Here is a 20712-nt window from a genome sequence, read left to right on the forward strand (position 1 = left end):
AACTGTGAGGCGTGCTTCGACAGGCTCAGCACTACGGTATTTTGCTCGAGACAATGCTCTAGGCCCGAATTCGGCCCCTGAAAAGGTAGGAAAAACCACGGACTCTTGACGGGGAGTCCCGCCTCCGCGAAAAGGTGTGCATTCACTCTAACAGGCGTCGCAAACAGCATATGGCATCGCGTTCCCCCAAATCCCAGGCCGCCAACTGGAGGCAGATGATGCGCCAATCCCTGCTGCGCAGTGGCGCGCTGATCGGGGCGGGTGTCGTCGGACTTTTCGCGCTCTTCTATGCCGTTTCGATCCTCAGCTACTCGCCTGCCGACAATGCTTTTAACAGCGCGGCACAGGGTGCGAGCGACAATTGGATGGGGCAGAGCGGTGCCTATCTGGCAGATGCGTCGCTGTTCACCTTTGGCCTACCCGCAATCCTGCTTTTCCCGCTGATGCTGGTCTATGCCCGTCGCCTGTGGCGCGATGTACCGCAGCCGCGCTGGAAAAGCCAATTGCTGTTCTGTCTATTGGGGATATTGATACTGGGTTTCGGCCTTGCGCATTGGCAGCATGGCAGCGACATCGGCTTGCCAGCAGGCTGGGGCGGGACACCGGCCTTGCTGCTCGATGGGGCCTATAGCGCGCTGATCGCCAAACTGGGTGAGGGGTGGAGCAATCTGGCGCGCTGGGTGGCGATTTTGGGCTCTGTGGTCGGCGGGATTGTTCTGGTGACGCGCTCGCTGGAGCTGGAGCGACCGCTTTTCACCATTCCGTCGCTCCCGATGCCCTCGCTTGGCGGCTCGGCCGAACGCGTGGCCGCCGATCCATCGGCGCCACAGCGTGAACCCGAATTCGTCGCCGATCCCGTTCCGCGCAAGCCGGTAGAACGCGAACCTCGCCGCGCCCCCGAAATTGCCGAGCGGCAGACGGCTCCCAAAAAAGCCAGCTTTGCGTCTGGCGCCAAACAGGGCGATTTCTTTGGCAACTACACACTGCCTTCGCTCGACCTGCTTGATACCCCGCCGCCTTCAACTGCGCCCAAGCTAGACAAGGCGGCACTCGAATCGAATGCGCGTCTACTCGAATCGGTGCTTGATGATTTCAAGGTGCAGGGCGAAATCGTCGCCGTGCGCCCCGGCCCGGTCGTCACCATGTATGAACTTGAACCCGCCCCTGGCGTGCGTGCGCAGCGTGTCGTGCAACTGGCCGAGGACATCGCGCGCAACATGTCCGCGCTCTCCGCCCGCGTTTCGACGGTTCCGGGCCGCACGGTCATCGGCATCGAACTGCCCAACCACAACCGTGAGGCGGTGGTACTGCAGGAAATGATCGCCTCAACCGCCTTTGCTGATCAAAAGGGGCAATTGCCCATCATCCTCGGCAAGAATATCTCGGGCGACCCGGTGGTTGCAGACTTGCAGCCCATGCCGCACTTACTCGTCGCGGGGACGACCGGTTCGGGTAAGTCGGTGGGCCTCAATTGCATGATCCTGTCGCTGCTCTACCGGCTCACGCCCGACCAGTGCCGCATGATCATGATCGACCCCAAGATGCTCGAACTCAGCATCTATGACGATATTCCGCATTTGCTGGCACCAGTGGTGACCGAGCCTGCCAAGGCGATCCGTGCGCTGAAGTGGGCGGTCGAGCAGATGGAAGACCGCTACCGCATGATGTCGTCGGTCGGCGTCCGCAACCTGCAAGGTTTCAACGATAAAATCCTTGCCGCAAAAGCCAAGGGTCAGCCCTTGGGGCACAAGGTGCAGGTAGGCTATGATCCGATGACCGGCCTGCCGCAATATGAAGAGCAGCAGCATGATTATCAGCCGCTGCCTCAGATTGTCGTCATCGTCGACGAACTCGCAGACCTGATGATGACAGCGGGCAAAGAGGTCGAATTCCTTATCCAGCGTCTTGCGCAAAAGGCGCGCGCAGCGGGTATCCACCTGATCATGGCGACGCAGCGCCCCTCGGTCGACGTCATCACCGGTGTGATCAAGGCGAACTTGCCGACGCGCATCAGCTTCCATGTGACCTCGAAAATCGACAGCCGTACCATATTGGGCGAACAGGGTGCGGAACAGCTGCTCGGCAAGGGCGACATGCTCTATATGGCGGGCGGGCGCGGGCTGACGCGTATCCACGGGCCGTTTGTGTCGGATGAGGAGGTCCGCAAGGTTGCCGAGCATTGGCGCGGGCAGGGCGAGCCCGACTATATCCAGTCGGTCACCGAAGAACCCGAAGATGGCGGCTTTGCCCTCGATGGACTGGGCGACGACGACAGCCCCGAAGATGCCATGTATCGCAAGGCGTGCCAGATTGTCTTCGAAAGCCAGAAGGCCTCAACCAGCTGGATCCAGCGCCAGTTGCGCATCGGCTACAATAGCGCCGCGCGCTTGATTGACCGGATGGAGGAGGATGGCTTTATCAGCGCGCCCAACCATATCGGACGGCGCGAGGTGCTGCGCGACCGGAATGGCGAGCCGATTTAGCGCGCAGTCTGATATTCAGAATGGGTTCAATGCATCGCCGCTATTCGCGCTGGCAAAAGCCAAGGAAACAATATGACTCATAAATTCTCCCGACTTTTGCTCGTTCCTGCGATTATGGCATCGGCGGCCAGCGCGCCTGCGCAGCAGTCGAACGACCTTAGCCAAGTGGTCAGCCATATGCAGGCAGTGACAACGATGAACGCTAGCTTCACCCAGACCGACCGCAACGGGCAGAGCCTGACCGGCAAGTTGCTGTTAAAACGCCCCGGCCATGTACGCTTCGAATATCAAAAAGGCGTGCCCTTGCTGATTGTCGCCGATGGCAAGGCGCTGACCATGGTCGATTATGAGGTGAAGCAAGTGCAGCGCTGGCCGATCAAGAACAGCCCGCTGACCGCCTTGCTTGATCCCGGCAAGGATCTGGCGCGGTTTGGCAAACGCGTTGCGACATCGAATCCGAATGTCGTCAGCGTCGAAGTGCGCGACCCCAAACGCCCCGAATATGGCACGATGACGATGATCTTCATCAAACAGGCCGGTGCACCGGGCGGGTTGACGCTTAACGGCTGGGTCGCGCTCGATTCGAAGAACAACCGGACGACGGTGCGACTCGGCAATGTGAAATTCAACCAGCCGATCGCGCAATCGAGCTTCAGCTGGCGTGACCCGAGGCCGCGTCGCAAGAGCTGAGCGAACTCATCGGTGAGTTGAGCCGTCAAGCCGACCAGCCGATAGTCTGAACAAGACTGTTCATCTTACCGACAGGAAAATCACCCTAGATTGAAGACATCGAAGGACAGGCGGCTACGCGGTTTTCCCCCTGTTGCCCGTGGCGCTAAAGTCTTCCTTCGGTTTCAGCGTGACGAACGCAAGCTCGGCCCTCATCCCAAATGCCCCCGGGATGAGGGCTTTGCTTTTTCAGCGCGCTCCCCTCTTGCCGCGACGCCGCCCCGTCCCTAAGCAGCCGCCATGGCAACCACTCTTCGCATCGCTTCCTGGAACATCAACTCCGTCCGTGCCCGTATCGACATTGTCGAACGGTTCTTGCGCGACGAAGGGCCCGACATATTGTGCCTTCAGGAAACCAAGGTTGCCGATCCGCAGTTTCCCGAAGGGCCGTTCCGCCAGTTGGGCTACAACCATATCGTCATCAACGGGCAGCCGATGCATCACGGTGTCGCGATCATCAGCAAGGTGTCGCTGGCGAACAAACAGGTGCATGATTGGCAGGCTAATGGCGAAGCGCGGCATGTCGGGGTTGAGATTGCGGGCGGTGTTCGGCTCGAAAATGTGTATGTGCCCGCTGGCGGCGATATTCCGGACCGTGAGCAAAATGTGAAGTTCGGGCAAAAGCTCGATTTTCTCGCGCGGATGACCGACTGGTCGGGCGCGGTTTCGGTTCCGACAATATTGACCGGCGACTTCAACGTCGCGCCCCTCGAAACCGATGTGTGGAGCCACAAACAGCTGGTCAATGTCGTCAGCCACACGGCGATCGAAATCGAAGCGCTGGGTGGGCTGCAGTCTGCAGGCAACTGGATTGATCTGGCCCGCGAATTCGTCCCGCCCGAAAAGAAGCTCTACACTTGGTGGAGTTACCGCGCGCAGGATTGGGAAACTTCTGACCGTGGCCGTCGCCTCGACCATATGTGGGTGACGCCGGATCTGAAGGACAAGGCGCACGCCCATGTCGTGCACAAGCCCTGCCGTGGCTGGGGTAAGCCTTCTGACCATGTTCCCATCGTGACGGAATTTCGCCTTTGAGCGATGCTGCCGCCAAGCGCGCAGCCCGTGCCATTGACGCGCTGCGGCGCGGCTGGCCGGTGCGCGTTGGTGGATTGACGCTGGTTGCAATCGAAACCGGGGCAGCGGCGGAACTGTTTGCCGGGGGACAAGTCAAAGGCATATTGCTGTCATCCGCACGCGCAGCCACGCTCAAGCTCGCCAACCAGTTTGCGGCAGCTGACACGCAGTTGCCGGTTTTGATAGCCCCACCTTCCGAACTCGATGCCGCATTGTCGCTCGCGATAGCCGATCCATCGCTCGACCTGCGTTATCCGTTCAAGGGGCCTTTCGCTGCTTTGCCGCTCGAACAGCCCGAGGCAGCGCAAGTGGCGATGGAGCTGGCGCGTGAGGCTGGCCTGTTGCCCGCGTTCCTGCTGGTTGAGTCGGATGCAGATGCGGAATTTGCGCCAGCTGATCTGGCAGCCTTCCAGAATGCCGATAATCTGTGCATCGCCGCGCGGGCGCGCCTGCCGGTTTCGGCGGCGGAAGATGCGGAGCTGGTGGCCTATCGTTCGGTCGCCGATGCGGCGGACCATGTCGCGCTGGTCGTTGGCCAGCGTGATGGCAGCCCGCCGGTGATTCGACTGCACAGCGAGTGCCTGACCGGCGATGTGCTCGGCAGTCTCAAATGCGATTGCGGGCCGCAATTGCATGAAGCGCTGCACCAGATAGCCGACGCGCAATGGGGCGTGCTGCTCTATCTGCGGCAGGAAGGGCGCGGCATTGGCCTCGTCAACAAACTGCGCGCCTATGCGCTTCAGGATCAGGGTTTCGATACGGTAGACGCCAATATCCGGCTGGGCTTTGCCGTTGACGCACGCGATTTTTCCGTAGCGGCGCAGATGTTGCGGCTGTTGTCGATTTCAGAAGTTCGCCTGCTGACCAACAATCCGGAAAAAGTTGCGGGTTTGGAGGCAGAGGGTATCAAGGTTGCCGAACGCCTGCCGCTCAAAATCGCTGCAAATCCCCACAACGCGCATTATCTGGCGACAAAACGCGACCGTACGGGTCACAAGCTCTAGATTATCAGCTCTTCAAGCATGCGGCGGGAAACGATGTGCAGTCCGTCGGCTTGCCGCTCGACGATGCCTCGCCGTACGACTGAAGCCAGCGCTCTCGAAGCCGTTTCGCGCGTTGTATGTACGCTGACCGCCAATGCGGCGATGACTGGCGCGGGTTGGATCCGTCCGTCGCTATCAGCCAGTTGCAACAATGCGCGGTAAAAACGGCCAGTGGCGCTCAGGCCGATGCGCGCCGCCATACGGTCAAGAACCAGATCGAGCTGTCGGGCCAGAAGATTCGCCACGCCCCTGGCAACATCGCCGTCGACTGTAGCTAAATCGGCGAGCTTTTGCGTGGGCGCTGCAAGCAGGCGTGTGGCCCCGCATGCGGCAAAGGCTGACCGGTGCGTCGCTTCTTCGGGGTAAGCGCCAAATATTTCTCCCGAGCCGTGCCGCGTCAATTGCGCCTGTTGTCCGTCGAAACTGTAGATTTCTGCAACCACAGCGCCCTCGGCCACCAGATACAGATGGGATGATGGGTCACCCATATTTGCCACAACTGACCGATGGGCATAGCTGCGCGATATCATGATAGCGGCCAGCCGTTCCGCGCTGCTTTGCTGGCAAGCAAAGCAGCTCTGGATGATGGCGATGTCGTTGCGACCCGACATGCTGGTATCACCAAGCGAACTCATCCTGGCGGCCTGACCAGTGCAGCGAGGCACAGCTCGATCGGGCCGTCGGGCAAGGCCATTTCCCCGATGGTTTCGATCCGGCTGGCCAATCCAGCTGCCAGTAATGCCAAAGCTGCGCTGCGGCTGGCAGCCACCATGCCATGCGCGCTGTGCGGGAGCAGAGCTGGAACATGGATGGCGTTGCCAATTCGGGAATCAATTGCTGCCTGTCCGCCGCCTGAGGCCAATATTGCCCGAACTGCGTCGTCGAGGACGTCAAAACTTTGCGGAGCGGAGCTGTCCAATGCAACATCAAATTTCAGCGATCCAGCGGGAAGCTGCGCAACACTATTGTCTGGATCGGCGGTCACCGGGACGTGGAAGATCGGGCGGCCGGAATGTAGCCACGGATCCCCAAGGGCGGGGCGGTCTGCTGGTTCGATGCGCAACGCAACAGCTTTGGCTTGCAACTGCCCCGCCTTTTCGACTGCGAGGCCCATGGCATGCAGCTCTGCAAGGGTAACACCAGCCGTACTGGTTCTGCCATCAGAAGAGCAAATGGTTATGCTGTCGGCCACGTCGAGCAGTGCATCAAAACGCTGCGACCAGTCCGCCCCTAGCGGTTCGACTGACGATTGTCTGAAATCGTCGGATTCGGACGGCAGGACGACATGAAGTTCGGCACCCACCGAAACCGCTGCCTCAGCAGCAAGAATGTCAGCCCCAGCGGCGAGCGCACCATATGCAAAACCGGGGGCGATGGCTTTCACAGCCTTGCCTATGGCTTCGCGCGCCACGCTATTGTCTGCCGCTATACCGAGAATGCCATTATAGTGCAGGGCGGACGGTGGACGAAAACCGTCCAGCCAATTTTCATCCTCCCCGAATTCGGACAGGATCAGCGCGAACTGTCGCAGGGTTGCGGCATGGTCCTCCCATGCTTGAGGTGCCAGCCTAACCGCCTCGGCCAAACTCGCTCTGGCATCTCCGAACCGTCCCAGCAACAGCATTGCCTCGGCACGTGTAGCTTCACCCCAATATGGGGTTTCGCCCGGTTCGGCACCAGATTCTATCAGATGCAGGACCTTGCCGGCAAGCTGGCCTGTCTTTGCTCGGTCGCCAGCATGCAGCGCCATTGCCGCCGCGTTGACCAATGGATAACTCGCCGCTCCGACTGCAGCGGCGCGCTCATATGCTTCGCCGGCTCGCGCGAATAACGAAAACCTTGTGTCGGCGGTCGCCTGCCGTGCCCTGTCTTTCAGCAACCGGCCTTTCAGGGTCAATACCTGAAAATCCGCTTCAACATTATCGAAACCGGCGGCGACAAATCTATCCCACGCCCGTGATGTCGCCCCGGCGCGGGCCAGAGCGAGTATCATCTTCAGGGCATCGGCTTGCATCGATCCGGTCCGATCAATACCGGCTTGCGCTGATTGCGGTATCGGGGGCGCTCAAGGCCGGCTGCCGACATTGCCGCCATCGGGATCGATGACTATAGGGATGCTGGTGAGATTGCCTTCCTTGTCGACCGCATCCCACATCAGGTGGAAGTTCATGGAATAGACGCGCGGATCCTCTTTCGAGGGAGCCCGGCCATCTTCGGTCTGGTAGATATTGTCCATCACCAACCCCTTGCGACCCGACAGTTCGGTGAGACTGGCTGCGAAGAAAGAGAAATTCTGATCAGCCGGAATTAGCCTGAAATCGGAGGCATCCTTGTCGACGCGATATTCGGTGAAGCGAACAAGGTTGGCATATTTTTCATCAGCCGTACCCGGGTCCACCTTTCGGTCGTCAAAGCGGATATTGTCATTATCGACCAGCATATAGATGCGCGCGGTGTGGCCAAAGGTGAAGCCGTTGAAGTTGAACTCCTTGCGTTTGTCCCCCGTCGGGTTGTTCAGCCAGTCCTTCGAACTTTTCGCTTTGGCTGCTTCCTTCAACATCAATTCGGCAAATTGCTTCTCGGTTGTCCCGGCGGGGATGTCGGCGGTGGCAAAATAACCCTGCCGGACCATAGTTTTCTTGGGATCGTCGAACCTGAAATAGATGATGCAGACATAATCCGGCTGGAACGCTTCTCCCAACGGGTTCTTTTCGTGCGGGTCTTTGCCCCATTGTGGTCCTGAAGCCATTTCTTTTCTCCCAGTTTATACCCGGTTCATTTTCAATTCGGCTGCCATATGCACGCTATCTATTACCCACTCTTTGTTCGAGTTCACTGATTGCCTTCCAGAAGCCCGCCAGCGCCTCACCCTGCGGATAGGCCCGTTCTATCTCGACGATGATCTTCCGGGTCTCGCTCAGTTCGGCGCGGGCTTTCGCCAGATCAAATTCGGCCAACGCCTTGGCGCGCATATAATGGCTGCGCGCCAAAGCACGCTTCACTTCAACATTATTGGGCTCTTCAGTGACAAGAGACCGTAAGGTTCCGACAATCCGGGTGGTTTCACTGACCGCAAGTCTCGGATTCCCCCAGTCCATCTCAATTGTTGCGAGGCCAAAAGATGGCCAGGTCTGCCTGAAACGCAGTTCGAAATTTCTCGGATCTTTGGCGACCAGCGCATCGATGATGGATTGTTCGGACAATCGCGCCTTGCGGGCCTCGCCATGGGCCTTGTCGACCAACAGAGCATCGGCAAGCCAGCCAAAGCGGTTGGCGAGTGCGATGCTGATTTCCGTCCGTTCGGGGGCGATACGCAAAGCCGTTTGTTCGAAACTGATTGACCGGCGGCAAAAATCGATTGCCTTTTTGATATCGAAATTGTCGCGCAAGTAAAAGTCGCACAGATTTCCGAGTGCATAACCCATTTCAAGATTGGCCCGCGCCTTGTCCGGGTCGAGTTCAAGGAGTTTGCGCGCCTCGGTAACATAGCCCTGCCAGTGCCGTTCGGTGGTCGCGCGATCGCGGATTTGCCAGGCGGCTTGCCCGACCCAATATTCGCTTTGGGCATGGGCAAAGATACGATCCGGGTTTTCGGGTTCTTTGCGCAACAAGGCTTCGGTCGCGCGATGCGCCTCGCGGAATTTCGCAAGCGCTGCGGCAAGATTGCCGCTGCGGCCGTCATCTTCGCCCATTGCGTGCAGGATGCGGGTGCGGCGCTCCAGCGAGTCGGGGGGCAGTGATCCCAGGTCGCCTTGCCGGGCATAATGCTCCATCGCACGCTGGTTCACATCATCCATCACGTCGAGTCGACCGACCCCTTTCAACTCGTCACGCAGATCGGTGAGCATATATTCGACGAGCTCTTCTGCGCTTTCACGCTGCCGGGCGGCTTCGTTGCGGGCTGAAATAGCGAAGAAGGTCATCACGCCCATGATTAGCATCGCTGCCAAGGCACCCAGCGTGATCCACGTCACGCGACGCAGCCGCCTTTGGGCATCGCGCTGCACCAGCGAATCGAGCGGAACGCCTGCAATTCCGGCAACAATTTTGAGGAAGCCGAGCGACGGGCCATCCCCTTCCTTGCGCAGATCGGCTGCAAGCGGCTCAAGCCCGCCTTCGCTCAAAACCTCCGGAAACGCTTCGGCCGGTTCGCCCCGCACCAGCGCCGCCAGAACGGGTCGTTTCGGATGCAGGCTGCGGAACAGGCGGATCTCTTCGGAAACCCATTGCGACGCTTTGGCGTCGGGCGAACAAAGCACAATTAGCGCCTCAGCACGGCTCAGGGCATCGCGGATCGCCTCCGAAAGGCTGGATGCGGCGGCGAGGTCTTCGCGATCACGGAATATCTGCCCGATGTGCGCGCCATTGCCTGCGCGCGTATGGGCGACCTGTTTGGGCAGCCGGTAACGTTCCAGCTTGCGCTGCAAATTGGCGGCAAAATCGGCATCGGCATGGCTATAGCTAATGAAGGCGGCGAAACGCCGCCTATCGCTCGCGACCGAAATATCCTCACCCCTCGGCATCGCATCGATCCTTTGCGATTCGTGAAGCAAAGTTACACGATATTAGAATTGGTTGAACCGCTATTTGGCGATTGCCGGGGTTGCGACCCCCGCTGGAATCAGCCTGCCTTGGCCAGTCCCTGGCTCTCTACCAGTTCCTGTAACTCGCCCGCCTCATACATCTCCATCATGATGTCGCTGCCGCCCAGAAACTCGCCCTTGACGTAGAGCTGCGGGATGGTGGGCCAGTCAGAATATTCCTTGATACCCTGACGGATTTCCTGATCCTGCAGAACGTCGACGCTGGCAAATTCGACATTGAGGTGGTCGAGGATCGCAATCGCACGGCTCGAAAAGCCGCATTGCGGGAACAGAGGCGAGCCCTTCATGAAGAGGACGACGTCGTTGTTCTTGACCAGTTCATCGATACGTTCGTGCGCGCTCATAGTCTTCACTCCTTATTCGGGTACGGCCGTGGTCAGCTGCAGCGCATGCAGCACCCCGCCCATCCGGCCACCCAAAGCATTATAAACTGTCTGATGCTGCTTAACGCGCGGCATACCGCGGAACGTTTCGCTGACGACGCGCGCAGCATAATGGTCGCCATCGCCGCGCAGGTCAGTGATTTCGACCGCTGCATCGGGGAGGGCGGCCTTGATCATGCCTTCAATATCTTCAGCCGCCATCGGCATGGAAAAATCCCTTATGCCTCTTCGATGAACTGGCGGCGGGCTTCCACCAGCTTGGCGTCCAGCGCCGCGCGGATTGCGGCGTCGTCGGTTTCCACACCTGCCGAGGTGATGTCGCCCAGCAGTTTGCGGATGACATCTTCGTCGCCTGCTTCTTCGAAATCGGCCTGCACGACCGATTTGGCGTAGGCATCAGCCTCTTCGGGGGTCAGGCCCATTTTCTCTGCAGCCCACAGGCCCACCAGCTTGTTACGGCGCGCGGTGACCTTGAACTGGAATTCCTCATCGCGAGCGAATTTATTCTCAAAGGCGTTTTCGCGATCGTCAAAAGTGGTCATGCTCGAATCCTTCAGCGCTATGGGCTTAAAATAGTCACGCGGCCCCTGCCAAACAAGGGCCGCGCCTGCAAGGACTAGATGGTGACAACCAGCTTGCCGACAGCCTCGCGGTTGCCCAGCTTGGCAATTGCTTCGCCGCCGCGTTCGAGCGGGAAGGTTTCCGAAACGCGCGGTTTGATCTTGCCCGCCTTGTACAGCTCGAACAGCTCCATGATGTTGGCGCGGTTCTTTTCGGGCTCGCGCGCGGTATAGGCACCCCAGAACACGCCGCACACGTCGCAGCTTTTGAGCAACGTCAGGTTGAGCGGCAGCTTGGCGATACCGGCAGGGAAGCCGACCACAAGGAAGCGGCCCTCCCAAGCGATCGAACGGACGGCGGGTTCGGAATAGTCACCGCCGACCGTGTCATAGACGATGTCAAAGCCATTGGGGCCTGCGGCTGCCTTGAACATTTCGGCGACCGCCTTCGACTGGTCCTTGTCGAACGGTTGATAAGGATAGATGACGACATCGTCGGCGCCAGCCTCACGCGCCACCTGCGCCTTGGCTTCGCTCGACACACCCGCGACGACGCGCCCGCCATAGGCCTTGGCGAGTTCGATGGCCGAAATGCCGATGCCGCCCGCGCCGCCGAGCACAAGGACGCTCTCGCCCGGCTTCATCCGGCCTCGATCTTTCAGGGCATGCGCGCTGGTGCCATAGGTCATCAGCAGCGAGGCGCCTTCCTCGAACGACATTTCGTCGGGCATTTTGTAGAGATTGTGCGTGCCCAGCACGATTTTCTCCGACAGCCCGCCATTGCCGCAACCCGCCAACACGCGGTCGCCCACTGCAAAGCCGGTCACACCTTCGCCAATCGAATCGACAAGCCCCGCAATCTCGCCACCGGGCGCAAAGGGCCGGGGCGGTTTGAACTGGTAACGGTCTTCGATGATCAGCGTGTCGGGGAAGTTGATCGAGCAGGCCTTCACCGCGACCACAACCTGGCCGGGGCCAGCGACGGGCTCGGGCAGGTCGCCCAGCACAAGGGTTTCTGGGCCGCCGGTGGCGGTCGATAGCAGCGCTTTCATTTTTCTCTCCTCAAATCATCTGTGGCACCAGCCACGGTTTCTCTGTGTTCAATTTGCTTTCATAGGCCGAAATCGCGCTGCTGCTGGCGAGCGTAAGGCCGATTTCGTCGAGTCCATTCAACAGGCAATGCTTGCGGAACGCATCGATTTCAAAGGTGAAGCGATCCTGGAACGGCGTTGTCACCACCTGATTTTCGAGGTCGATGTGGATGGGATCGGTTTGGGCAACCTCCATCAGCCGGTCAATTGCTTCTTGCGGCAACACCACAGTCAGCAAACCGTTCTTGAAGGCGTTGCCCGAGAAAATGTCGGAGAAGCTCGGCGCTATCACCGCCTGAATGCCCATATCGGCCAGCGCCCATGCGGCATGCTCGCGGCTGGAGCCGCAGCCGAAATTATCCCCTGCAATCAAAATGGGAGAGCCTGCATACTCGACGCTGTCGAACAGATTGCCCGGTTCTTTGCGCAAAGCCTCAAACGCGCCCTTGCCCAGCCCCGAACGGCTGATCGTCTTCAACCAGGCGGCAGGGATGATGACATCGGTGTCGACATTTTTGAGGCCGAACGGATAGGCCTTGCCAGCGATGGTGGAGACGGGGTTCATTTGGAATCAGTCCGCTTCGGTCTTGAGGTTATATTCAGATCGTGATTGTTTCTGACCTCAAGTCTATTTTTGCCGCTTTGGCAAGAAGCGCCGCCAAATTGATGGCTTTACACGCTGCGGCAAAGTCTGGCCGGTCGAATCGAGCAGATATTTGGCCAGCAGCAACGCCTGGTTGTGCGTCATCAGGAAGTGATGGCTGTCGACTTGGTCATTGTCCAGCGCCTGTCGCGAGACCGTGCTCTGAATGCGCAGGTCAATCGACGAGCCGAGGCCATGATGCGTCCAGCCCACCACCACAGCCCGATGCTCTGCCGGTTCGGTCGGCTCCGCTATCTTTTTGGCCGGACGTCGTGCCATCAACTGCCTCCTGAAGCCAATTTACATTCCGCAGCGAGCTATGCGAGTCAATATGACCAAAGGAAGATGTGCCGCAGTGGGACTTAGCCGATTAACTCCCGCACATCGGTTAGTCTGCCCGTCACCGCTGCAGCCGCTGCCATCGCCGGGCTGACGAGGTGGGTGCGCGCCCCGGGGCCCTGCCTTCCGACGAAATTGCGGTTGCTGGTGGAGGCGCAGCGCTCGCCTGCCGGGACCTTGTCAGGGTTCATGCCGAGGCAGGCAGAGCAGCCGGGTTCACGCCATTCGAGGCCGGCGTCGATGAAGATGCGGTCGAGACCCTCGGCTTCGGCCTGGCGCTTCACAAGGCCGGAGCCGGGTACAACGATGCCCCAGCGGATGTTGGCGGCTTTCTTGCGGCCTTTGAGCACGGCTGCGGCGGCGCGCAGATCTTCGATGCGGCTGTTGGTGCAGCTGCCGATGAAGATGTTCTGCACCTCGACTTCGCTTAAAGGCGTGCCCGGTTCGAGGCCCATATAGGCGAGGCTCTTGGCGGCTGCTTCCTGCTTTGAAGGATCTGCGAAACTGGCTGGATCAGGGACGGTGCCGGTAATCGGCACGACGTCCTCGGGGCTGGTTCCCCATGTCACGCTCGGTGCAATGTCGGCGGCGTCGATGACCACGACCTTGTCATAGGTCGCGCCCGGATCGGTGGTAAGCGTGCGCCAATAGGCAATCGCTGCATCCCAATCCGCACCCTTTGGGGCCATCGGGCGGCCTTTCAGATAGGCGAAGGTTTTTTCATCGGGCGCGCAGAGGCCCGCACGCGCGCCATGCTCGATTGCCATATTGCTGACGGTCAGGCGGCCTTCGATGCTGAGGTTGCGGATAGCACTTCCGGTATATTCGATGACATAGCCGGTACCGCCAGCAGCACCAAGCACGCCGGTAATGTGGAGCACGATGTCCTTGGCGGTAACGCCCAGGCCGACTTCGCCGTCGACGCGAACTTCCATCGATTTGGATTGCTTCAACTGCAATGTCTGAGTCGCCAGCACATGCTCGACCTCGCTGGTGCCGATACCAAAGGCGAGCGCGCCAAGGCCGCCATGGCAGGCGGTGTGGCTGTCGCCGCAGACAATGGTTGTTCCGGGTAGCGAGAAACCCTGTTCGGGGCCGACGACATGGACGATGCCCTGTTCCACATCGGCATCGCCGATATAACGGATGCCAAAGGCGGGGGCATTGGCCTCCAGCGCCGCAAGCTGCTGTGCGCTTTCCGGGTCGGCAATCGGGATGCGCTTGCCGACCGCATCGCGACGCGCGGTGGTCGGCAGATTATGGTCGGGCACGGCCAGCGTCAGATCGGGCCGCCTTACGGTGCGTCCGGCGGTACGAAGCCCTTCAAAGGCCTGCGGGCTGGTCACTTCATGCACCAGATGGCGGTCGATAAAGATCAGGCATGTGGCATCATCGCGGGCAGACACGACATGCGCGTCCCAGATTTTTTGGTAGAGCGTGCGGGGCTTATTCATATGCTTGGCCTAAAGGCACAGCACACCGCGCTTGGCAAGCAAGGATATTTTAAACCAGCAGCGTTTTGGGCATTTTCCTTTTGCGATTGAAAGGCGGCCGATATCGCGACCGACCGCCTTCGAAAGCATTGTAGCTATTTCAGCGGCAGGAACAGGTCGGTTATGGCTTCGCGTTCTGGAACATCGGGAAAGAAGCTCACGCGCTGACAGTAAAGCGGGAAATCCCGCAACTCTTCACCGCTGTCGGCAAGCCATTCACGATACAGGAACATCGCGGGAGCCTCCAGATCGTCCGGATTTCCGACAACACGGAGCCGCGCGCAGCGACCGCCGGGTATCAATCCCGATTCAACACCTGCGCTTGCTTGGTCCAGACCCTTGTCTGTCGCGACGCACAGATCGAGCCGATAGTCGTCGTCCGCCGTCGACCGCGGATCGCTGTGAAAGATGTTATAGGTCGCGTGCAAAGACGGGCTGAGGCCATTGCTTTTGCGCCATGCAATAAAGCGCTCAATCGTCGACCGGATGTTCTTCGGGCTGCCGCGATGTTCCATAAGGGCGACCGGAATATCCGGCGTTGTTATGATTTCGACATCGGTGGCGGTGTAGTTGCTATCCATATATTTTCTCCGTGATGTTTCGAATGGCTCAAAGGCCGCAAGCCACGGATCCCAGTCGGGAGAAGAACGAAATGACGAAGGTGATTGTCCGAATTTCTGGCGAAATGCCCGTGCAAAAGCGTCGGGTGCTTCGTAGCCGGTATCAAATGCGATATCGGTGACGGTTTCGTTGTCGCGAAAAGCAAGCCGGTACGAAGCCCGCTTCATTCTCGAAAGCTGGACATAGTTATAGACAGAAATCCCGAACATTGCGGAAAATTGCCTATGAAAATGATGCTTCGAGAAAGCCGCAATGCCGCTCAGCACTTCCAGGCTTAGATCCGCTTCCGGATTCTGGTCTATATAGTTGACCACCCGCCGCATTCTGTCCTGATATTTGTTCAAAGCTGCCTTAGTCATCTTTTTCTCCGTGGCAGTCTTATTTAGCCGAGGGTAGTGGCACCACGCTCGACCGATATTGCTTTTCTACAGCACGTCGCAGCTTTTGTTTTCATCGTTGTGACTGGAAATTGTAACCTTTAGGTCGTATCTTCGAATCAATATGAATACGCTCTCCCATCTTTTCCCGATCAAAATTCTGCCTGAAGATATCGACTTCATGGGGCATGTGAACAACAGCCGCTACCTCAATTGGGTACAGGAGGCGGTGCTCGAACATTGGCGCAACCTCGCTCCGCCCGAGGCCGTGGCGCAGCGGGCGTGGGTCGCCCTGAAGCATGAGATTACCTATCGCAAGCCGGCATTTCTGGAAGATGTCGTGGTCGCCAATGTGGTGCTTGAAAGCATCCACGGTGCGCGCGCCTTTTACGAAACGGTGATTAAGCGCGGCGAAGAAGTGCTCGCCGAGGTCAAATCGAGCTGGTGCTGCATCGATGCCGAAACGCTGCGCCCTGCAAGGATCGGCGCGGATATTTCCGCCTATTTCTTTCCGAAAGGCGATTGATACCAGTCCATATTTGCTATCGCTTATGTACTAGTGAAGATTTCTGGCTTGTCTTCCGTATCCGTCCATACGACCAATCCCATTACGGTTTGCTGGAGTAGATGATGGGTTGGAAACGGCGTCTTAAAATAGTTCTTGGTGGATTGATCGCATTAGTCGCGGTCGGCGCCGGTTTGATATATTACAGCAAGCCTTGGGTTTATCCCGTATCGATCAAGGATCCTGGACCAACCGGCATACGCGTTACTTCCAACGGGTTATTCGGCAATTATTATCCCGCAGCTGACGGAAAAAGAGCACCGACCATATTGTTGATTGGCGGCAGTGAAGGCGGGCTCGGTCTACACATGACGCATTTTGCCAAAGGCTTGCAACGTGCTGGCTATACGGTTTTCCATTTATCCTATTGGCGCGCACCTTCACAACCGAAGCGTCTGGAGGAAATACCCGTAGAGTATTTCGAAAAAGCACTGGTCTGGCTCAAAAGCCAAAGTGCAGTCGACCCTGAACGGATGGCGATGGCTGGCTGGTCGCGCGGCAGCGAGGCTACGGTTCTGGTTGCGGCGCGGAACAATGCGTTGAAAGCAATCATCTTGGGAATGCCGGGAAGCCATGTCTGGCCCGATTTTGATTGGGAAGCCCCTTGGGCGAGTAAGGGCACGTCAGGCTGGAGTATCGACGGGAAGCGCCTGCCTGCCGTTTCGCTCGAAAACGTCCCTTTCACTCTCGATCCGGCCACAGGTGCGGCTTCGGCATTGGCCGAAACCGTCAAAACGCCGGGCGCCGCCCTTCCGATTGCAGGCGTGTCTATACCGGTGCTGATGATTTGCGGCGCAAAGGACAATATTTGGGCCAGTTGCCCGATGGCAAAGGCGATGAAAGCCACCGCAAACTCTGCGAAGAAAGCGGAAGTCAGCTTGATCGAGCATCCTGATGCGGGCCATGTTGCCTTTGGTGCGCCGGCAGAACGGGGAAGCAAGTTGCACAAAAGTTTCGGAAACTTTGGCGGCGGGACGGCCGATGCCAATCAGGCAGCGCTTGAAAATGCGTTTCCAAAAATGCTCGCTTTTCTGGAAAAGAGTTTTGAGGCCAAACAGTAGCTTCGATGCCCGCTTTCAAAGCAACGTTTCAGCGCTTATATGTTGGCAATGAGTTTCGGGCAAATCTTTGCAATCGTCCTTGCTACCTTCGTCGCGATGGAGTTTGTCGCGTGGAGCAGCCATAAGTATATCATGCACGGCTGGGGCTGGGGGTGGCATCGCGACCATCATGAACCGCATGACCATACCCTTGAAAAGAATGATTTATACGGGCTGGTGGGTGCGGCGATGAGCATTTCGATGTTTGCCATCGGCAGTCCGCTGGTGCTGGGTGCATCAGCTTGGGAGCCGGGGACGTGGATTGGTCTCGGCATCCTGCTTTACGGCATCGTCTATACGCTGATCCATGATGGGCTGATCCATCAACGCTATTTCCGCTGGGTACCCAAGCGCGGTTATGCGAAGCGGCTGGTGCAGGCGCACAAGCTGCACCATGCGACGATCGGCAAGGAAGGCGGCGTCAGTTTTGGTTTCGTCTTCGCGCGCGATCCGGTTGTGCTCAAGCAGGAACTGAAAGCGCAGCGCGAGGCCGGAATTGCAGTGGTGCGTGAGGCTTTGGGTTAGGCCTCCGGTCGCCGCCAAATCCAGGTTCCGCAGACCAGCCCGACCGCTGCGGGCAATAACGACCATGGCGGGCTCAGTGTCAATGCGCCGATCAAGGCACTCGCCAGAAACGCAGTCGTGGCTGACCATTTGGCGCGCCTGCTGACCACCCCCTTTTCGCGCCATGCAACGAGGTGATGCCCATATTTCGGATGGTTCATCAACTTGGCTTCGAGCGCCGGGCTGCTGCGCGCGAAGCAGAAAGCGGCAAGGATCATGAACGGCACGGTCGGCAGGATCGGCAGGAAAATCCCCACCGTTCCCAAACCGACCGAAACCCATCCGGCAGCAAGATAGAGCTGCCGTTTCATTAGGCCTGGTGAATCGCCTTGGTCACATAATAGCTTTCGAGACCTTCGGGCCCACCTTCGCTGCCAAAGCCCGATTCCTTGACGCCGCCGAACGGCATGTCGGGCATCGAAATCGCGGCGGTGTTGATGCCGACCATACCGGCTTCTATGAGGTCGCCAGCCATATTCGCCTGTCGACCATTTTCGGTGTGGACGAAGGAAGCGAGGCCGAAGGGCAGGCGGTTCGCCTGTTCGATGGCGTCTTCGAACTTCGCAAATGGCCGGATCAGCGCAACCGGGCCGAAGGGCTCGTTGGTCATGATGTCGGCTTCGAGCGGCACATCGGACAGCACGGTCGGGCGGAAGAAATAGCCGTCGCCATTGTCAGCGCTGCCGCCGGTGCCGACACGCGCGCCTTTGGCAATCGCATCCTGTACCAAAGCGCCCACCGCCGTTGGACGGCGCGAATTGGCGAGCGGTCCCATGATGGTATCGGCGTCCAGGCCGTTGCCGACCTTCACCTTGGCGGTGCGTTCGTTGAACCCGGCGACAAAGCGGTCGTAAATTCCTTCCTGCACATAAAAGCGCGTCGGCGAGATGCAGACCTGCCCCGCATTGCGGAACTTCTGCGTGACGACGATATCGAGTGTCTTTTCGAGGTTGCAGTCATCGAAAACCAGCACCGGTGCATGCCCGCCCAGTTCCATCGTCACGCGTTTTACGCCTTCGGCGGCGAGCTTCATCAGATGCTTGCCCACAGGGATTGAGCCGGTAAAGCTCAATTTGCGGATGACTGGCGAGCCCAGCAAATGACGGCTGACCATATCGGGCACGCCAAAGACCAGCTGCGCAACGCCTGCCGGAATGCCCGCATCGGCTATGCAGCGCATGATTTCGGAGGTAGAACCCGGCGTTTCCTCGGCTGGCTTCGCGATCACCGAGCATCCCGTGGCGAGGGCAGCTGCGACTTTTTTAGACATCAGCGAAACCGGGAAATTCCACGGCGTCAGTGACGCGACCGGACCGATAGGCTGTTTGAGCACCAGCGCGCGTTGTCCGGCTGGGCGCAGCGCGATGCGGCCATAGGCCCGCTTGGCTTCTTCAGCGCAATATTCAAAGACGGCTGCGCACGAGAGGGTTTCGGTGCGCGCTTCTGCAAGCGGCTTTCCCTGTTCCATCGTCAGCAGTGTGGCGATATGTTCGGCCCGTTCGCGGATCAGCGCAGCTGTTTTGTGCAGCACAGCGGCGCGCGCGTTGACGTCGGTCGCGCGCCATAGGGCAAAGCCTTTGGCAGAAGCTGCCAGCGCCTGGTCCAGATCGGCGGGGGTTGCCAGCGGCAGCTCGGCGAGGACTTCTCCGGTTGCCGGATTGAGCACCTGATGCACGTCGCGGCCTTCGCCCGAGCGCCAGCTGCCATCGATGTAGAGGGCGAGATTTGCCTGATATTCGCGTGTCATGGATTTCCTGCGCGTATGTTTTCGATTGCCCTCCATCTAGGCGCTTCAATTTCTCTTGGAAAGTCCAGTCGCTTTAACCTGTGCTTTACCGCGATTGGTTAATCCTGCGGCTTAATGGGCAAACCATATCTGATAGCCAAGATTCATTTCCAGGCCGCGAGGCTCTGGCGTTGGATTGCGCCGCCCGTTCCCCAGTCGATCGTCGGCCCGCTACATTCCGCCCAGCTCCAGAATGTGCGCACGCAAGTTCCGATGTTGCTGGCTGTGGCTGCGCTCAACACCTGCATCGTGATGGCGGTGTGCTGGAGTAATGGTTTGCCGCTGGCCAATTATGCTTGGATGTCGGGCCTTATCCTCTACTGCTTTGCGCGGCTAACCGTCTGGAGGCGGCTGTTGCAAAAGCCGATCTCGCTCGAAAAAGTGCCGCGCATTATCAAGGCAAATGTCGGGCTTTCGGTCGGCATGATGGGCTTTTTGGGCATTGCGGCTTCGGTTACATATGTCGCCGGGACCTTCGCGTATGAAACGCTGATACCTGTCTCGCTGGCCTTTGGCGCGACGGCGATTGCCCATTGTCTCTATACGTTGCGCCCAGCCGCTATCGGCGTGCTGGTCATTGGTATCACTCCGGTCGCACTGTCGATGATCTTTGCAGGTGAATTCAATGCCAAGATGCTTGGTGTTTCGATGCTGAGCGTTGAGGCCCTGATGATCCGTTTTGTTGCCGCACAATATGATCGCTTGATCGAAGGTCTTTTCCTTGAACAACAGATCCGCGAACTGGCCGACACTGACCCGCTGACCAGTCTGCCTAACCGCCGTGCCATCATGGCGTCGATCGAGGCGGAGCTGGAATGCGGTGCGGACCAAAGACCGCGTTTTGGCATTGCGTTGCTTGACCTCGATGGCTTCAAGCAGGTCAATGACAGCCTTGGACATCATGCCGGCGATCTGATGCTACTCGGTGTCGGTGGGCGTCTGGCCGACGCGGCAGAGGCGCAGGACAGCGTGGGCCGTCTGGGCGGCGATGAATTTATCGTGCTCTTCCGCAATGTGGTGGACAAGGCAGAGCTGTCCGCGCGCACCACTTCGATGCTCGCGGCTTTGTGCCGCCCCATCGACCTCGATGGCAGTCGTCTGCCGGTCGCTGCGAGTCTCGGCTATGCGCTCTATCCCGAGGATGGCGAAACCGTTCGCGAAGTCATGCACGTCGCCGATGCCGCACTCTATGCCGAAAAACGCGCCGGCAAGGTGCGGGCGCAAGCCGTAGCGTCAAGCCAGCAACGCGCCGCATAA

At 58.8% G+C, this 20712-nt stretch carries 22 protein-coding genes; 8 read left to right on the top strand and 14 right to left on the bottom strand.

Going from position 1 to position 20712, the window contains the following annotated elements; all coding sequences use genetic code 11:
* The first annotated feature begins 170 nt into the window (after nucleotides 1-170).
* The 4 genes from DXH95_RS15185 to ribA all read left to right on the top strand — a co-directional run bounded on the left by DXH95_RS15185 (nucleotide 171) and on the right by ribA (nucleotide 5290).
* Nucleotides 171-2483 carry a DNA translocase FtsK gene (locus DXH95_RS15185; protein ID WP_115550406.1) on the top strand — a complete coding sequence of 771 codons (2313 nt, stop codon included), beginning with the start codon at nucleotides 171-173 and terminating at the stop codon, nucleotides 2481-2483.
* 72 nt (nucleotides 2484-2555) lie between these two features.
* A complete protein-coding gene (locus DXH95_RS15190; RefSeq protein WP_115550407.1) occupies nucleotides 2556-3173 on the top strand; it encodes a LolA family protein in 618 nt (205 codons plus the stop codon).
* 279 nt (nucleotides 3174-3452) lie between these two features.
* Nucleotides 3453-4247 carry an exodeoxyribonuclease III gene (locus DXH95_RS15195; protein WP_115550408.1) on the top strand — a complete coding sequence of 265 codons (795 nt, stop codon included), beginning with the start codon at nucleotides 3453-3455 and terminating at the stop codon, nucleotides 4245-4247.
* Nucleotides 4244-5290, top strand: coding sequence for a GTP cyclohydrolase II (gene ribA, locus DXH95_RS15200; RefSeq protein ID WP_115550409.1), 1047 nt, complete (start codon nucleotides 4244-4246; stop codon nucleotides 5288-5290). The genes DXH95_RS15195 and ribA overlap by 4 nt, the downstream gene beginning before the upstream one ends.
* Here the strand turns inward: ribA and DXH95_RS15205 are convergent.
* The 12 genes from DXH95_RS15205 to DXH95_RS15260 form a co-directional block, all read right to left on the bottom strand.
* Nucleotides 5287-5964 carry a Crp/Fnr family transcriptional regulator gene (locus DXH95_RS15205; protein ID WP_115550410.1) on the bottom strand — a complete coding sequence of 226 codons (678 nt, stop codon included), beginning with the start codon at nucleotides 5962-5964 and terminating at the stop codon, nucleotides 5287-5289. The genes ribA and DXH95_RS15205 overlap by 4 nt on opposite strands.
* A complete protein-coding gene (locus tag DXH95_RS15210; protein ID WP_115550411.1) occupies nucleotides 5961-7343 on the bottom strand; it encodes a tetratricopeptide repeat-containing protein in 1383 nt (460 codons plus the stop codon). The genes DXH95_RS15205 and DXH95_RS15210 overlap by 4 nt, the downstream gene beginning before the upstream one ends.
* A 51-nt stretch (nucleotides 7344-7394) precedes the next feature.
* Entirely contained in the window at nucleotides 7395-8078 is a 684-nt protein-coding gene (locus DXH95_RS15215) for a hypothetical protein (protein ID WP_115550412.1), read from the bottom strand.
* A gap of 55 nt (nucleotides 8079-8133) precedes the next feature.
* On the bottom strand, nucleotides 8134-9852 hold the full coding sequence (locus tag DXH95_RS15220) for a toll/interleukin-1 receptor domain-containing protein (RefSeq protein ID WP_147291763.1): 1719 nt from the start codon (nucleotides 9850-9852) through the stop codon (nucleotides 8134-8136).
* 98 nt (nucleotides 9853-9950) lie between these two features.
* Nucleotides 9951-10277: a Grx4 family monothiol glutaredoxin gene (grxD, locus tag DXH95_RS15225; RefSeq protein ID WP_115550414.1), complete on the bottom strand. Its 327-nt coding sequence runs from the start codon at nucleotides 10275-10277 to the stop codon at nucleotides 9951-9953.
* A gap of 12 nt (nucleotides 10278-10289) precedes the next feature.
* Nucleotides 10290-10523, bottom strand: a complete 234-nt coding sequence (locus DXH95_RS15230; protein ID WP_115550415.1) for a BolA family protein — start codon at nucleotides 10521-10523, stop codon at nucleotides 10290-10292.
* Nucleotides 10524-10534: 11 nt separating this feature from the next.
* Complete coding sequence (locus tag DXH95_RS15235; protein WP_115550416.1) at nucleotides 10535-10858, bottom strand: DUF1476 domain-containing protein; 324 nt, start codon at nucleotides 10856-10858, stop codon at nucleotides 10535-10537.
* A gap of 74 nt (nucleotides 10859-10932) precedes the next feature.
* Nucleotides 10933-11928: an NADPH:quinone oxidoreductase family protein gene (locus DXH95_RS15240; RefSeq protein WP_115550417.1), complete on the bottom strand. Its 996-nt coding sequence runs from the start codon at nucleotides 11926-11928 to the stop codon at nucleotides 10933-10935.
* A 10-nt stretch (nucleotides 11929-11938) separates the two neighbouring features.
* On the bottom strand, nucleotides 11939-12532 hold the full coding sequence (leuD, locus tag DXH95_RS15245; protein WP_115550418.1) for a 3-isopropylmalate dehydratase small subunit: 594 nt from the start codon (nucleotides 12530-12532) through the stop codon (nucleotides 11939-11941).
* 63 nt (nucleotides 12533-12595) lie between these two features.
* Complete coding sequence (locus tag DXH95_RS15250; RefSeq protein WP_239016688.1) at nucleotides 12596-12889, bottom strand: hypothetical protein; 294 nt, start codon at nucleotides 12887-12889, stop codon at nucleotides 12596-12598.
* Between the two features lie 83 nt (nucleotides 12890-12972).
* Complete coding sequence (gene leuC / locus DXH95_RS15255) at nucleotides 12973-14403, bottom strand: 3-isopropylmalate dehydratase large subunit (RefSeq protein ID WP_115550419.1); 1431 nt, start codon at nucleotides 14401-14403, stop codon at nucleotides 12973-12975.
* A gap of 134 nt (nucleotides 14404-14537) precedes the next feature.
* Nucleotides 14538-15422: an AraC family transcriptional regulator gene (locus DXH95_RS15260; protein ID WP_115550420.1), complete on the bottom strand. Its 885-nt coding sequence runs from the start codon at nucleotides 15420-15422 to the stop codon at nucleotides 14538-14540.
* 142 nt (nucleotides 15423-15564) lie between these two features.
* Between DXH95_RS15260 and DXH95_RS15265 the strand changes: the two genes are divergently transcribed.
* The 3 genes from DXH95_RS15265 (at nucleotide 15565) to DXH95_RS15275 (ending at nucleotide 17630) form a co-directional block, all read left to right on the top strand.
* Complete coding sequence (locus DXH95_RS15265) at nucleotides 15565-15966, top strand: acyl-CoA thioesterase (protein WP_115550421.1); 402 nt, start codon at nucleotides 15565-15567, stop codon at nucleotides 15964-15966.
* A 101-nt stretch (nucleotides 15967-16067) separates the two neighbouring features.
* A complete protein-coding gene (locus DXH95_RS15270) occupies nucleotides 16068-17066 on the top strand; it encodes an alpha/beta hydrolase family protein (RefSeq protein WP_115550422.1) in 999 nt (332 codons plus the stop codon).
* A gap of 48 nt (nucleotides 17067-17114) precedes the next feature.
* A complete protein-coding gene (locus DXH95_RS15275; RefSeq protein WP_115550551.1) occupies nucleotides 17115-17630 on the top strand; it encodes a sterol desaturase family protein in 516 nt (171 codons plus the stop codon).
* Here the strand turns inward: DXH95_RS15275 and DXH95_RS15280 are convergent.
* Nucleotides 17627-17980 (bottom strand): YbaN family protein, encoded by a 354-nt coding sequence (locus tag DXH95_RS15280; RefSeq protein WP_115550423.1) that lies wholly within the window; start codon nucleotides 17978-17980, stop codon nucleotides 17627-17629. The genes DXH95_RS15275 and DXH95_RS15280 overlap by 4 nt on opposite strands.
* Nucleotides 17980-19416, bottom strand: coding sequence for an NAD-dependent succinate-semialdehyde dehydrogenase (locus DXH95_RS15285; RefSeq protein WP_115550424.1), 1437 nt, complete (start codon nucleotides 19414-19416; stop codon nucleotides 17980-17982). The genes DXH95_RS15280 and DXH95_RS15285 overlap by 1 nt, the downstream gene beginning before the upstream one ends.
* A gap of 114 nt (nucleotides 19417-19530) precedes the next feature.
* On the opposite strand from DXH95_RS15285, the gene DXH95_RS15290 reads away from it, so the two are divergent.
* On the top strand, nucleotides 19531-20712 hold the full coding sequence (locus tag DXH95_RS15290; protein WP_115550425.1) for a GGDEF domain-containing protein: 1182 nt from the start codon (nucleotides 19531-19533) through the stop codon (nucleotides 20710-20712).

The organism is Sphingorhabdus pulchriflava (genome assembly GCF_003367235.1).
Classification (GTDB): Bacteria; Pseudomonadota; Alphaproteobacteria; order Sphingomonadales; family Sphingomonadaceae; genus Sphingorhabdus_B; species Sphingorhabdus_B pulchriflava.